Origin of the sequence: Acinetobacter haemolyticus, from assembly GCF_003323815.1 — a bacterium.
Classification (GTDB): domain Bacteria; phylum Pseudomonadota; class Gammaproteobacteria; order Pseudomonadales; family Moraxellaceae; genus Acinetobacter; species Acinetobacter haemolyticus.
This window is the reverse complement of record NZ_CP030880.1, coordinates 1,428,819-1,442,805: the sequence shown is the minus strand read 5'-3', so window position 1 is coordinate 1,442,805 and position 13,987 is coordinate 1,428,819. Positions and strand designations below refer to the sequence as shown.

Annotated in this window: 16 protein-coding genes; 3 read left to right on the top strand and 13 right to left on the bottom strand. The window is 41.7% G+C overall.

Annotated elements, in window-relative coordinates; translation table 11 throughout:
* Positions 1-6: 6 nt before the first annotated feature.
* The 10 genes from aroD to DS737_RS06520 all read right to left on the bottom strand — a co-directional run bounded on the left by aroD (position 7) and on the right by DS737_RS06520 (position 9,063).
* The gene (gene aroD / locus DS737_RS06565) at positions 7-840 is read right to left on the bottom strand and encodes a type I 3-dehydroquinate dehydratase (protein ID WP_162784537.1); all 834 of its coding nucleotides are present in this window, start codon (positions 838-840) and stop codon (positions 7-9) included.
* A 91-nt stretch (positions 841-931) separates the two neighbouring features.
* On the bottom strand, positions 932-1,561 hold the full coding sequence (gene pcaG, locus DS737_RS06560) for a protocatechuate 3,4-dioxygenase subunit alpha (protein ID WP_113997127.1): 630 nt from the start codon (positions 1,559-1,561) through the stop codon (positions 932-934).
* Between the two features lie 12 nt (positions 1,562-1,573).
* Entirely contained in the window at positions 1,574-2,299 is a 726-nt protein-coding gene (pcaH, locus tag DS737_RS06555; protein ID WP_113997126.1) for a protocatechuate 3,4-dioxygenase subunit beta, read from the bottom strand.
* 10 nt (positions 2,300-2,309) lie between these two features.
* Positions 2,310-2,723, bottom strand: a complete 414-nt coding sequence (pcaC, locus tag DS737_RS06550) for a 4-carboxymuconolactone decarboxylase (protein WP_113997125.1) — start codon at positions 2,721-2,723, stop codon at positions 2,310-2,312.
* Between the two features lie 26 nt (positions 2,724-2,749).
* Positions 2,750-4,102 carry an MFS transporter gene (locus DS737_RS06545; protein WP_113997124.1) on the bottom strand — a complete coding sequence of 451 codons (1,353 nt, stop codon included), beginning with the start codon at positions 4,100-4,102 and terminating at the stop codon, positions 2,750-2,752.
* 42 nt (positions 4,103-4,144) lie between these two features.
* Positions 4,145-4,930 (bottom strand): 3-oxoadipate enol-lactonase, encoded by a 786-nt coding sequence (pcaD, locus tag DS737_RS06540; protein ID WP_113997123.1) that lies wholly within the window; start codon positions 4,928-4,930, stop codon positions 4,145-4,147.
* On the bottom strand, positions 4,927-6,282 hold the full coding sequence (gene pcaB, locus DS737_RS06535) for a 3-carboxy-cis,cis-muconate cycloisomerase (protein ID WP_113997122.1): 1,356 nt from the start codon (positions 6,280-6,282) through the stop codon (positions 4,927-4,929). The genes pcaD and pcaB overlap by 4 nt, the downstream gene beginning before the upstream one ends.
* Positions 6,283-6,290: 8 nt before the next feature.
* On the bottom strand, positions 6,291-7,499 hold the full coding sequence (gene pcaF / locus DS737_RS06530; RefSeq protein ID WP_113997121.1) for a 3-oxoadipyl-CoA thiolase: 1,209 nt from the start codon (positions 7,497-7,499) through the stop codon (positions 6,291-6,293).
* A 212-nt stretch (positions 7,500-7,711) separates the two neighbouring features.
* Positions 7,712-8,365, bottom strand: a complete 654-nt coding sequence (locus tag DS737_RS06525; RefSeq protein WP_113997120.1) for a 3-oxoacid CoA-transferase subunit B — start codon at positions 8,363-8,365, stop codon at positions 7,712-7,714.
* An 11-nt stretch (positions 8,366-8,376) separates the two neighbouring features.
* A complete protein-coding gene (locus tag DS737_RS06520; protein WP_113997119.1) occupies positions 8,377-9,063 on the bottom strand; it encodes a 3-oxoacid CoA-transferase subunit A in 687 nt (228 codons plus the stop codon).
* Between the two features lie 250 nt (positions 9,064-9,313).
* Here DS737_RS06520 and pcaU point away from each other — a divergent pair, with 250 nt between their 5' ends.
* Complete coding sequence (gene pcaU, locus DS737_RS06515) at positions 9,314-10,138, top strand: IclR family transcriptional regulator PcaU (RefSeq protein WP_113997118.1); 825 nt, start codon at positions 9,314-9,316, stop codon at positions 10,136-10,138.
* Between the two features lie 63 nt (positions 10,139-10,201).
* Here pcaU and zigA read toward each other — a convergent pair whose 3' ends face one another.
* From zigA to DS737_RS06500, 3 genes are read right to left on the bottom strand one after another with little or no spacing between them, the layout of a single operon-like run.
* Positions 10,202-11,425 (bottom strand): zinc metallochaperone GTPase ZigA, encoded by a 1,224-nt coding sequence (gene zigA / locus DS737_RS06510; RefSeq protein ID WP_113997117.1) that lies wholly within the window; start codon positions 11,423-11,425, stop codon positions 10,202-10,204.
* A gap of 15 nt (positions 11,426-11,440) precedes the next feature.
* The gene (locus DS737_RS06505; RefSeq protein WP_113997116.1) at positions 11,441-11,839 is read right to left on the bottom strand and encodes a transcriptional repressor; all 399 of its coding nucleotides are present in this window, start codon (positions 11,837-11,839) and stop codon (positions 11,441-11,443) included.
* A 6-nt stretch (positions 11,840-11,845) separates the two neighbouring features.
* Positions 11,846-12,559 carry a D-Ala-D-Ala carboxypeptidase family metallohydrolase gene (locus DS737_RS06500; RefSeq protein ID WP_113997115.1) on the bottom strand — a complete coding sequence of 238 codons (714 nt, stop codon included), beginning with the start codon at positions 12,557-12,559 and terminating at the stop codon, positions 11,846-11,848.
* A gap of 110 nt (positions 12,560-12,669) precedes the next feature.
* On the opposite strand from DS737_RS06500, the gene folE2 reads away from it, so the two are divergent.
* Positions 12,670-13,572, top strand: coding sequence for a GTP cyclohydrolase FolE2 (folE2, locus tag DS737_RS06495; protein WP_113997114.1), 903 nt, complete (start codon positions 12,670-12,672; stop codon positions 13,570-13,572).
* Positions 13,566-13,985, top strand: coding sequence for a phosphoribosyl-AMP cyclohydrolase (gene hisI / locus DS737_RS06490; protein ID WP_113997113.1), 420 nt, complete (start codon positions 13,566-13,568; stop codon positions 13,983-13,985). Before folE2 ends, hisI begins: the two co-directional genes overlap by 7 nt.
* Positions 13,986-13,987: the final 2 nt, after the last annotated feature.

The window sequence follows — 13,987 nt, the reverse complement described above, 5'->3', positions numbered from 1 at the left end:
TTTCAATTATTCTGTCGGCTGAACTATTTTTAACAACTGTTTCAGTTGGGTCACATCAATTTGACCGGGTGCTGATGCTTCACCAATCATGCCGAAGCTAAAACTTCCCCCCATATTGGCTGTCGCAATACGTGAAATGGTGCCTAGTTTGCCCATCGACATCGTCAACAATGGTTTATTTGAAAGTTGACTAACTTTTAAAGTGGCATTCATCAAGGTGAAAACATCTTGTTTGTTTTGCGGCATCACTGCGATTTTTAAAATATCCGCACCAAGTTCATCTTGTTTCAATAAACGTTTAACGATCTCATCTTCGCTTGGCGTTTTCTTAAAATCATGATTCGACATCACGATCAGCACTTTTTTATCATGTGCCAATTGAACTGTATTTTTGACCACCTGCTGATCACGTAACATTTCAATATCCAGCATGTCCATAAAAGGCTGTTTTAAATAGGCTTGATAGGTCTTGCCATAATCAGCATCGCTAATAGTGAGTTGACCACCTTCGTTATGGGTACGAATGGTCGCGATCACTGGTTTATTACCTAATACCTTTTTTAATTCGTGTCCTAAAGCAATTACCTGTTTGGTATCAGCAGCAAAATCGAGCAGATCAATACGAAATTCTGCTAGATCTGCGTCTCGATTGGCTGCAATCACTTTAGCTTGAGCAATTGCTTGTTCTTTAGTTTTTGCAGTAATCGGTACAATCGTTTTAACTGGTGACTTAGCAATCTCAGCTAATTGAACTGGGCTATGAACATTTTCTTGTGCCTGTACCATTTGAACCGTAAATAAAGGGCTAACAAGCAGTGTTAATGCTGCCAGTGTTTTCATCTTCATCTTCATCTTCATCTTCCTTAATGGATTGCCTGTCTTTCCCAAGAGCAAGCAATCATTGGCTATTCACTTAAAACTTAGAAAAACTTTAAATATCAAAAAACACAGTTTCATCTTCACCTTGGATACGGATGTCAAAGCGATACACCACTTTACCATCCACTTCTGTGCGTTTGGCAATTAGGGTTTGACGACGAGTCGCCCACTCAATGCTGTTTAGAATCGGATCATTGGCATTTGCTTCAACTTCATCATCAAAGTAAATACGAGTATGCAAACCGAGATTGATACCACGCGCAAATACAACTACCGCAATATGCGGCGCTTGTGTTGTGCCTTTACGACCTGCCACAGCACCCGGTTTAATGGTGTCGAAACTCCAAAAACCTGTTTCAAAGTTTGCACCCGTCCGTCCCCAACCTAAAAAGTTTGGATCAACAGCCTTACCTTGCGTATCGGCTTGACTTGGGTAAACACCATTGGCATCGGCTTGCCAAATTTCCAACAACACGTCTCTTAATGGCAAACCTAGTCCGTCAAATACTTGTCCTTCAAGACGAATACGCTGACCTTGCGTTTTTTCACTCACCAACTGATTGTTAAAATTGTGTTCAAACACTTCGATATTGGCTTGTTGTGGTAACAAACCAATATGTACATAAGGACCACCTGTTTGTGATGGGGTTTCTTTCAATTCCTGAAAATTCCACGCGTTCATTGTGTTACTCCATTAAGTCAAATCATTTTCAAAATAAGTCGCACGACGACCACGAAGATGAATATCAAAGCGGTAACAACGGCTATCTGATTCAATGAAATTGTTTTTGTCTTCCAACGCAATTAAGGCACGACGTTGATCTTCAGATGGGATCGTTTTCAAAATTGGACAAGAGTCAATCAATGTATCGCCTTCAAAATAGAACTGCGAAATTAAACGTTGCGCCCAGCCATCCGCAATTAATGAGAAATGAATATGCGCTGGACGCCATTCATTGATACGGTTACGCCACGGATATGGACCTGGTTTAATGGTACGGAAAATATAGAACCCATTTTCATCCGTCAAAGTACGACCACAACCACCAAAATTCGGATCCATCGCTCCGATGAACTTATCATTCGGATGACGATAACGACCTGAAGCATTGGCCTGCCATACTTCTAATAAGGCATTTTTAACAGGGCGACCAAACTGATCACGCACATAACCATGCACAATAATTCGCTCGCCAACAGGTAAACCCTCTTTGGCATAATTCAAAATCAGATCATTGTCTTTAGGACCAAAAAGGTTCTGTGAGAAGTGTGGCGAAGTCACTTCCGTTAAAGTTTCATTGATCGAAATTAACGCATTTTTTGGTGAGCGTAATACACTGGTTTTATAGCCTGGTGTATATGCTGGTGGGTGATCATCTGTATTACGTTGCGGATACGCACCTAATGTATGATTTAACATGCCTATCTCCTTAATCCTGTGGTTGTGCCGAAACGGGTTGCATTTCGATTCCAATTTCTTTAAAGACGTCTTCAGCCAAGTGCATTGCAGCATTTGCAGCGGGTAAGCCTGCATACAATGAACTATGTAAAATCAGTTCTTTAAGTTCATCTTTAGTCACGCCGTTGTTAAAACAAGCACGTAAATGCATCCTAAGTTCATCTTCTCGCCCCAATGCCAATAAAATGGCAATGGTGACTAAACTGCGGGTATGGCGTGGTAAACCGTCACGTGACCACACTTCCCCCCAAGCAAATCGACTAATAAAATTCTGAAAATCTTGGTTAAAGTCATTCAGGTTCTCTAAAGAACGCCCGACATGTTTTTCACCCAGTACTTCTGTACGGACTTTCAGACCTTGTTGATAACGCTGTTCATCATTCATTGACGTTGTCCCGAATTGAAAGAAAGTTAGGTTGCATCCGTATGCGCAACTAGAGATTTCACAAAGATCGCCACAGCAGCAGCCGTTGCTGGAATAAACAACATGCTTAAAATCATAGTGAACGACCAATTATTCCCAAGTAACACTGCGCCAATCCAAGCACCAAACACAGCACCGAAACGACCGATACCTGTCATCCATGCAATGCCTGTTGCACGACATTGGGTAGGATAAAAACGAGCACTTAAAGCTGGCATTGCTGATTGCGCACCATTGATCGCAATACCAGCGCAGAGAACTAAAACAGCAAGCAATGTTGGATTTGCTAAGCTTTGACCGACTGCAATCGCAAATAAACCTGCGGCAAAATAAAAGCCTGCAATAATTCGATTAGGATTAAAGCGATCCATTGCCCAACCGATAAATAAAGCACTGAGTACACCACCAAATTGGAACAAACCACCGATAAATGCAGCGCGTTCCAACGTCGCCCCAGTTTCACGCATTAAGGTCGGTAACCAACTGGTCAGTAGATAAATCACCACCAACCCCATAAAATAGGTTGACCACAATAAAACGGTGCCTTTGGAAAATTGTTTTGAAAACAACATGCCAAATACACTCTTTTTCTGAGCTACATTTGATTGCTCTTCTGGGATGTGGAATTCCGTTACACCTTGAACTTGTGATGGTGCAATGTGCGTTAAAATTCGACGTACTTTCTCAGGATTCTTATTTTTTACAATTAAGAAGCGATAAGACTCAGGTAAGAAAAAAATCACCAGAAGCATTAAAAACAATGGTGTCCATCCGCCTAACAAAAACAAACTATGCCAACCATAATTGGGAATAAGCCAGCTACTAATGAAACCACCCGTTGCCATCCCCAAGTTGTAGCCACAGAACATACAGGTCACCATTAAAGACCGTACACGCGTTGGGCAATATTCAGAGAATAATGTGGTTGCATTTGGCATCGCCGCACCCAGACCAATACCCGTTAAAAAACGCAATACCACCAACTGATCCAAATTCGTTGCGTAGGCAGAAGCAAGCGTAAAGCCCCCAAAAATCAGCATGGAAACGATCAATACAATCTTGCGGCCAAAACGATCGGCTGTGGGACCTGATACTAATGCACCAATAATCATCCCGCCTAAAGCTGCACTCATTACGGGTCCAAGCTGTGAGCGATCAATTCCCCAATCCTGTGTTAATGCGGGAGCAATAAACCCCATCGCAGCAGTATCAATTCCGTCTACAAAAACGATGAGAAAACAAACAATTGCGATTAACCACTGATATTTACTGATTGGTGCATGATCAATCAGTTTCTGTGCATCCATACTATTTTTGGGAGCAGCAAATTCCTGTGCCATAGTTGCCTCCTTGTAGGCGAGTTCCTTTCTAACCTGAACTGGTTATATTTTCTGAATAAACTTAGACAATGCTTGATTAAAGACTTGAGGTTGCTCAATATTCGATAAATGAGAAGCTGCCAAAATCTCAATCTGGCTTTGTGAAATAGACTGATGCATAAAAGCAGCATCTTGAACCGTCGTTACTGGATCAAATTGACCAGCAATAATTAAAGTTGGGATATGAATCTGTTGAAGTTGATCACTTAGATCTGCCCCTGCCAAAGCACGACATGCATTCGCATACCCTTGCGCAGGTGTAACAGCTAAACTTTGAATGGTTTTCTGTGCTAAAACATCATGAGCATAATCAAAATGCTCACTAAACCAACGAGTATGTGTGGTTTTAACAAGCTCTGCCAAACCGTGTTGCTCTACACTGTCCGCACGATTATTCCATGCTTCAGCAGTTCCTATTTTTGCGGCAGAATTTGCGATCGTGACACTCAAAAAGCGATCTGAATGATGAATCGCGAGATACAATCCAGTGATACCTCCCATTGAAATGCCACAGAAATGTGCTTTATCAATCCTGAGCGCATCTAAAATATCCACCACATCTTCAGCAAGGTTTTGCAAAGTGCTTTGCTCAATCACACGGCTCATACCATGACCACGCGTATCGTAAGTCACGACTTGATAATGTTCTGACAATGCTTCAACCTGTGCTTGCCACATCCCATGATCGGTTCCAAGTGAGTTGGAAAATACAATCACTGGAGCATCTTTCTGACCCTGCACTTGCACTGCAAGTTGATATCCTTGACGATTATGAATGTTGATCATCATTGTGAATCTCCTTGAGCTGCCTTGAGAACAGAATCAATTTGCATTTGGATATTGCCTATATAAGACTCGGGCTTAAAAAGCTCATCTAAGGCTTGTGCTGAAAAATGTTCTTTCACTTCATCTAGATTGGATAAAATATTTTTTAAATGAGTTTGTTGTGCAATTGCTTGTTGACACGCTTGCTCGACTACATGATGGGCATTCAAGCGTCCAATCTTGCCTGCAAGTGACATCATCACTGCTTCAGCCATGATCAAACCTTGTGTAGATTCAAGATTACGTTGCATTGCTTCAGGATTAACCTGCATATTCTCAAGCACATCATTTGCTCGCTCTAATGCGCCAGCACATAACTGAAAAATTTCAGGTATCGCCAACCATTCCGCATGCCATGCACCTAAAGCACGTTCGTGGTCTTGAACCATGCTTTGATAAACACTAGCCATCAGCGCTGGAACGCGATTTGCAGCGGCAAGAATTGAAGCGGCTGCAACTGGATTGCGCTTGTGAGGCATTGTCGATGAACCACCACGCCCTTTTGCTGTTGGTTCATAAACTTCAGCGATTTCAGTCTGCATGAGTAATGACCAATCTTTTGCCATCTTGCCAACATTGCCCACGATCATGGCAAGCAGACTAGCAATCTCTACAATACGATCACGCTCGCCATGCCAAGTGCATTCAGGCGTCGTAAGTCCTAGTTCGGCTGCAAAAGCTTCAACTACAGCAGAACCTTGATTTTGCAAAGATGCTAATGAACCTACTGCACCACCAAGCTGGGCGGTGAACACTCTAGTTTTCATTGCCTGTAAACGATCAAGATCACGTTTTAATGCAGCTGCATAACGTGCAAACTTATGTCCTAATGTAATCGGCAAAGCTTGCTGCAACCATGTACGCCCAATCATCACTTGGTCACGGTAACGTTCAGCCTGTTGCAAAGAAATTTGATATGCAGATTGAAGTTGCTTTTCAATCATGGCTAAAGCATCACGACACTGCAAAATCGTTGCCGTATCAATAATGTCTTGACTGGTTGCGCCCCAGTGCACATAACGTGAAGCTTGTTCATCTTGCTGCTTTACAATGGCTGTAAATTGCTTAACAAAAGGAATAGCAATATTTCCAGCCAAACCTGTTGCAACCACCAAAGCATCAAAATCAATCTGTGTTAAAGCAGATTGCCCAACTTGTTCGATGATCGTCGCCATTTCACGAGGAATGACATTGACCTGAGCCTGTGCTTTTGCCAAAGCCACTTCAGCTTGGATCATATAACTCAATAAAGAACGATCACTAAAAATAGTGGTCACATCTGATTGATAAAACAAGCTGGCATATAACTGGCTCATTTCACACCTCACTCAACACGCTGAATAATCAAGGCAATGCCTTGACCCACGCCGATACACATCGAACACAAAGCATATTGTCCTTGGATCTGTTCAAGTTGGTTCAGAGCTGTGGTCACTAATCTCGCACCCGATGCACCGAGTGGATGACCTAAAGCAATCGCACCACCATTCGGATTGATACGGGCATCATCATCTGCCAAACCTAAATCACGAGTCACCGCTAACGCCTGAGCTGCAAAGGCTTCGTTTAACTCAATCACATCCATTTGTTCTAAGGTCAGATTGGCTTGTTTGAGTAACTTTTTGATTGCAGGTGCAGGGGCAAAACCCATAATGCGGGGTTCGACACCCACTGTCGTGGCTGCAATGATTTTGGCACGTGGTTTAAGTTGATATTGAGCAACTGCCTCATCTGAAGCGATCAAAATCGCTGCTGCACCATCGTTAATACCTGACGCATTACCCGCAGTCACTGTTCCATCTGCTTTCACAACACCTTTGAGTTTGGTCAATGCTTCAATCGTGGTCGATGCACGTGGATGTTCATCCGCATCGACAACAACCGCATCACCTTTACGTTGAGGAATCGTGACAGGAACGATTTCATGTTTAAAAAAGCCTTTGGCTTGCGCTGCTGCAGTACGTTGTTGGCTCACCAAGGCAAACTGGTCTTGATCGATACGATTAATATTAAATTGCTCTGCCACGTTTTCTGCAGTTTGTGGCATGGTATCTACACCATACATTTCTTTGAGCTTTGGATTGATAAAACGCCAACCCATGGTGGTATCTTCAATCTTTTGGCTACGACCAAAAGCACTATCCGATTTACCCATCACATAGGGTGCACGGCTCATACTCTCAACGCCACCCGCAATAATGAGATTTGCTTCACCTGCTTTAATTGCACGTGCTGCCATGGCGATGGCATCTAAAGATGAACCACAAAGACGATTTACTGTGGTTGCAGGGACTTGATACGGCAAGCCTGCTAACAGCGCAGACATACGGCCGACATTACGGTTGTCTTCACCTGCCTGATTGGCACAACCATAGATCAAATCATCGACTTGTTGCCAATCCACGGTTGGATTACGTTGCATTAAGGCTTGAATCGGAACTGCACCAAGGTCATCAGCACGTACAGGCGCTAAACCACCTGCATAACGACCGAATGGTGTGCGAATCGCATCAATGATATAAGCGTTTTTCATTTTAAATATTTTCCTTCAATCCATGTCTGGCTCAATTCGGCCCAATATCACTGGTATTTCGCGGAGGCGACAGGGATGTCGCCCGTTGGACTGTGGTATATGGATATACCATCAGTCCAACAAAGGTTTTTGTTACTTTTGACCTTTCAAAAGTAAGGCAATGCCTATACATAAAACTTTCGCTTTAACCCGTAATTAGTGGCTGGTAAACATTATCCCCGTGTCGCATCAATCAATTGAGCACCCGTCAAAGCCTGTAGCTCTTCAAAACTCAGACCATTCACTTTCTCAATCACCTTTAAACCTTCTGTAGTCACATCAATCACACACAGATCGGTATAAATACGATCAACACATTTCAGACCCGTGGCTGGATAAGACAGTGCTTCAACAATCTTGGGTTCACCTTGTTTGGTGACATGATCTGTAGTGATAAAGACTTTCTTTGCACCGACAGCCAAATCCATTGCACCACCGACAGCAGGAATCGCATCGGCTGCACCTGTATGCCAATTGGCAAGGTCACCGTTGGCTGCAACTTGGAATGCACCTAGTACCGCAATATCTAGATGACCACCTCGCATCATGGCAAAGGAATCTCCATGATGGAAAAAGCATCCCCCTGTGAGCATGGTCACATACTCTTTGCCTGCATTAATCAATTCAGGGTCTTCTTCACCTTTAGCTGGTGGTGGACCGAACGCCAATAAACCATTTTCAGAATGCAGAAAAACATCTTTATCCGCAGGTAAGTATTTTGAAATCTTAGTCGGTAAGCCAATGCCTAAATTGACATAGGCACCATCAGGAATATCTTGTGCAACACGTTCTGCAATTTGGTCACGGCTGAGTTTTTGATAGCTCATTGTTATTCTCCTTATTGCGCAGCGACAGGTGATATTGCTTCAACAGCAACCACATGCTGGACAAAAATCCCTGGGGTAATAATGTGTTCAGGATCAAGCTGACCAAGTTCAACCACTTCTGAGACTTGAGCGATGGTGACATCCGCAGCCATGGCCATAATCGGTCCAAAGTTACGTGCAGATTTATTGAAAACTAAATTGCCCCAACGATCGCCCTTGTAAGCTTTGATCAAGGCAAAATCAGCTTTGATTGGATATTCAAGAACGTAATCTTTACCATCGATATGACGAGTTTCTTTACCTTCTGCCAATAATGTTCCAAAACCAGTCGGTGTAAATACAGCACCTAAACCCATACCCGCGGCTTGAATACGGCAAGCGAGGTTACCTTGTGGCACGAGTTCTAATTCGATTTTTCCAGCATGGTAGAGTTCATCGAACACCCATGAATCAGATTGGCGAGGGAAAGAGCAGATGATTTTACGGACTGCACCTGTTTTTAGGAGTTTGGCAAGGCCATAATCGCCATTGCCTGCATTGTTATTGACGATGACAAGGTCTTTAACCCCGAGTTTAATCAGAGCATCGATGAGTTCAGCAGGTTGTCCTGCGGTTCCAAAGCCACCGATCATGATGGTCGATCCATCTTTTATTTGGGATAAAACCTCAACCAATGAGGCTGTACTCTTATCAATCATCTGACTACTTCCTGTACGATAAGTCACTCAATCTTTCAGGCCGAAAAACGGGCCAATGAAGTTGAGTGTTCTGTTCGGATTGCTTGTATTTATTCTTGATAAATTTTGGACGCACTTCTATGCTTTAAAGTGTATTTTGTTCGATATATATATTTTATGTTCGATGATCGAACATTATCCAAGTAAAACAGTCAGCTTTTGATTAGAATGGAAATGAGCAACTGAAATTGCAGATTGGAGTTATCATCATATGGATCATGATCAAGAAAAAACTGTTCGATTGATTCATCACAGTGAGAATAAGAAGTCAATTCGACATGAAGATTTTATCGCAGGTATTGCTAAAGGTTTAACCATCCTAGAGTGTTTCGGTCCAGAACGTCATCGTCTAAATATCAGTACAGCTGCTGAAAAGACAGGCATGACACGTGCCGCTGCTCGACGTCATCTACTTACTTTGGAATACTTAGGCTATTTGGAGTTTGATGGACATTATTATTATCTTGCACCTAAAATTCTAAAATTTTCAGGTGCTTACTTAGATGGATCCCCACTCCCCAAAATTTGTCAACCGTTATTAAATTTATTGACCAATCAGACCTCACTTATTTATTCAGTGATGGTGTTAGATGGATATGAAGCAATTACCATCGCACGAAGTGCAGCACATCAACAAACAGATCGCGTTAACCCATATGGTCTACATCTAGGTAATCGGTTGCCCGCTCATGCCACATCAGCAGGTAAAATTTTACTTGCGCATCTTGATTTGGATGAACAGAAACAATGGTTAGAAAAATATCCCCTAAAACGACTTACTAAATATACGCATACCGAAAGTGAGGAGTTTTTGGCGCTACTGCATGAAATCAAAGAGCAAGACTGGTGCTATTCATGTGAAGAGCATGAACTGGGTGTACACGCTGTTGCGGTGCCTATTTATGATTCAAATACTGATGTTGTTGCAGCGTTGAATATCGTATCGCCAACCATGCGAACGACCAAAGATTATTTAATTACTCACATTTTGCCATTACTGCTGGAAACTTCTCGAGACCTAAGACATGTGATCTAAAGCATAAAAGAAGCTCTAATTTAAATAGAAATGTAAATTAGAGCTTAACTTTATTTTCTCGAATTACTTTAAAATCATATCTGTCCAACCCGTAAATGGATTGTCAAACTGCTCCCATTCTTTTGCACCAAGTGCCATTTCGTCATCTGTTAATAAACATGCATCAAACTGCGCCGTTAGTGCGTCTTGATCCATATCCATACCGATCAGAACAATTTCCTGCCTTGCGTCACCTGTTAATTCATCCCAATTTCTTTCAATTGCATCACGACTATTTTGATCTTCGGGCCAATGCTCATCTGGTACAGCTGCCCACCAATACCCTGCTACACCATGACGAGCCATCGCACCTGCTTGCGACCACGAACCTGCAAACTCAGGATTGGAAGCAAGCCAGAAAAATCCTTTTGATCGAATCACACCTTGCCACTCAGAGTTTACAAAATCAAAAAACCGTTGTGGATGGAAAGGCTTTCTTGCTTTGTAAACAAAACTACTGATCCCATATTCTTCGGTTTCAGGGGTATGTTCACCTCTGAGTTCTTTCAGCCAACCAGGCGCTTGAGCTGCTTCATTAAAATCGAATAAGTTAGTATTTAGAATTTTATCTAGCTTCACTTGCCCAAATTCAGAAATTTCAATTTTCGCTCTTGGGTTAAGTGAATGTAGAATGCCAAATAATTTTTCTTTTTCTTCACGATTAATCAAATCAACTTTATTCAACACAATCACATCACAGAACTCAATTTGGTCGATTAAAAGATCAACCACATTACGCTCGTCATCTTCCCCCAATGATTCACCTCGTGAAGTTAGGCTATCCAGAGAACTATAATCCTTTAAAAAATTATAGGCATCGACCACAGTCACCATGGTATCCAAACGCGCAAATTCATTCAGTGAAACGCCATTTTCATCTTCAAATGTAAATGTTTCTGCCACGGGTAAAGGTTCAGAAATTCCTGTCGATTCAATCACCAATTGATCAAAGCGATTATCTTCAGCCAAACGGCGTACCTCAATCAACAAATCCTCTCGTAAGGTGCAACAAATACAACCATTGCTCATTTCCACCAGTTTTTCATCTGTACGTGATAATTCAGCACCGCCCTCACGAACTAATGCCGCATCAATATTCACTTCAGACATATCATTGACGATCACAGCGATTTTTCGCCCTTCCCGATTGTTCAAAATATGATTGAGCAACGTGGTTTTTCCTGCACCTAAAAAACCAGATAGGACGGTCACAGGAAGTTTGCTTGGAGTGGCTAAAGAATGATTCATTGGCGTTCTCACTGATTAAATATGTTGAGTTTCATGTTTGGAAAGACATGAGAAACATTGACCCAATACTTCTAAATATGGGTATCTTGGATTGAATTGTTTGGCTTGGATGGTGTTTTCCACACAGGTTTTAAGTTGTGGAATGGCGATACTTTGCACGCTTTGGCATTCGGTACACACGGTAAAAAGCCGATAACTCGCTGAAATTTCGGCTTGGTCTAGCACATACATATTTAAGGTATTTAGTTTTACGATCAGGCACTGTTCTGACAGTTTTTTCAGAATTCGATAGATTTGAATTGGCGCTTGAAAGCCATAAGGTTTGGCCTTCTCCAATAACTCATAAGCACTCATGGCTTTATTTTCTGTTTTTAAAATATCTAAAATATTTTGTTGAGCGATCGTCAGCTTCATTGCAATTTACTCATTGTTATTATTAAAAGAATTATTCATACAAGGTGAAGAAGTGTACCGATGGTCGACTCCCCATGTACGATAGCCTGCTGTATCGATATGGATTTGTCCTGATGCATACACACCTAAACCCATATTTAATGCTTCACCTTGCTCTATCCAGAATTCACAAAGCTTCTTTTTTGTATTTTCGATACGGATTTGTTCAATTGGATCTGGATTCTCACTACCTATACGAAAATCTAGTGCGGCATTAAACACATGTTTAGATCCACCCGCCCCACCTGCACACCGATTCAATGCATAGTTTCGATACACAGATGTCACCGTAAACTGATCAATGCGTTTTTGTTCAACCAATTGCTTCAGAATCTTTAAAGTCGGAATGCTGTTATTCCAGAGTTCTCTAGGTGGAACTTCATATTCAGCGTAATTACACTTTTGCCAATCTCTCGCTGTTTGAAAAAACTCAAAATCTGGAATAAAAGAATCAATCCCTTGGGTTTTCAAGAAATTTTTATAAGCTTGGATTTGCTGTTGATGCTGAGCCTGCATTGCCCACTGGAGATACGAAGATGGGATACGCTTTTCTTGCAGAATCACTTTGGGAATCGTATGTTTCGATTCAAGTTTTGGTCGAGGTTGCGGTTGGATCTCTTGATACGAAGACTGACAAGCAGACAGACCACAAATGAATCCGAGCATGTAGATTTTTTTCATTTTGACTCGCCAGCATCACTTAAATCGAATTTACTTCGCAACGCGCTTGTCGATGCTTATTGTTATGTTATAACATTACAACAAACATTACAACGTAAGCCATTAGACAAATGAATCTCGCTCTTCCAGATATTTCAGCTGAATCGACTTTACCCAAAGCTTATAGCCATTGCCTAGATTGGGTTGGCATGGAAAAAATTGCATTACCCGTTCGTATCGAAAGTACGCTATGTCAAAGTCAAATCAATGCTTATGTCAGTTTGGACGATCCCTTAGCCAAAGGGATTCATATGTCACGCTTGTATACGCGACTATTAGAACTGAGTTCGATTGAAAATTTGAACTTGATCGATCTGCAGTCATTATTACAAGACTTTTTAGAAAGTCATCGTGATCTATCCAAACATGCAAAAATTGAAATTCATAGCGAACTGTATATCGAACGACCTGCATTGATCAGCAAGCTTTCAGGTTGGAAAAGTTATCCTTTTGTTTTGTCATGCCAACTTTTAGATGGGCAGTTTTTAGCAGAACTAAACGTTGAGATTCCCTATTCATCAACCTGCCCATGCTCGGCTGCTCTTGCAAGAAACATTATTCAACAACGTTTTGAATCAGCACTCAACAATCAAGACATTCGTTTAGATCAGCAGGAAATTTTAGATTGGCTAAGCAGTACAGATGCGATTGCTGCAACACCACATAGTCAAAGAAGCTTTGCAATTCTTAATTTCAGACTTGATCATAATATCCAACATATCCCACTGATTTTATTTATCAATCAGGCTGAACAAGCCCTTATGACACCAGTTCAAACAGCCGTTAAACGCATAGATGAACAAGCGTTTGCGATTGCCAATGGTCAAAACCTGATGTTTTGTGAAGATGCCTTACGACGGTTATATGGCACATTTTTAAATCATAAAAGCATTAGAGGCTTTAATTTCAAAGTCATTCATGCAGAAAGCCTGCATGCGCATGATGCTGTGGCTCAAGGTTCATGGCAATGGTAAAGCATTCTATTTTTGAGCAGATGGAACATGGGGCTTTGGGGCAGAAATTTGATTTTGAAGCTGTATTTGAACAGATCAAATGGAACCAAGATGGTCTTGTTCCCGCGATCACTCAAGATCAAACAAGCAAAGAAGTATTGATGATGGCTTGGGTTAATCGAGACGCCTTAATCGAAACCTTGCAGACCAAACAAGTTTGCTATTGGTCACGCTCACGGAAATGTTTATGGCGTAAAGGTGAGAGTTCAGGTCATCGTCAATATTTGACGGATGCCAGACTCGATTGTGATGGAGACTGCCTATTGTTTTTCGTTAATCAAACTGGTCCAGCCTGCCATACCCTACGCCCGACTTGTTTTTATCTTGGTCTAGATACAGATCAAGTGACGATTTTAACTCAACCTGTGATTTAACT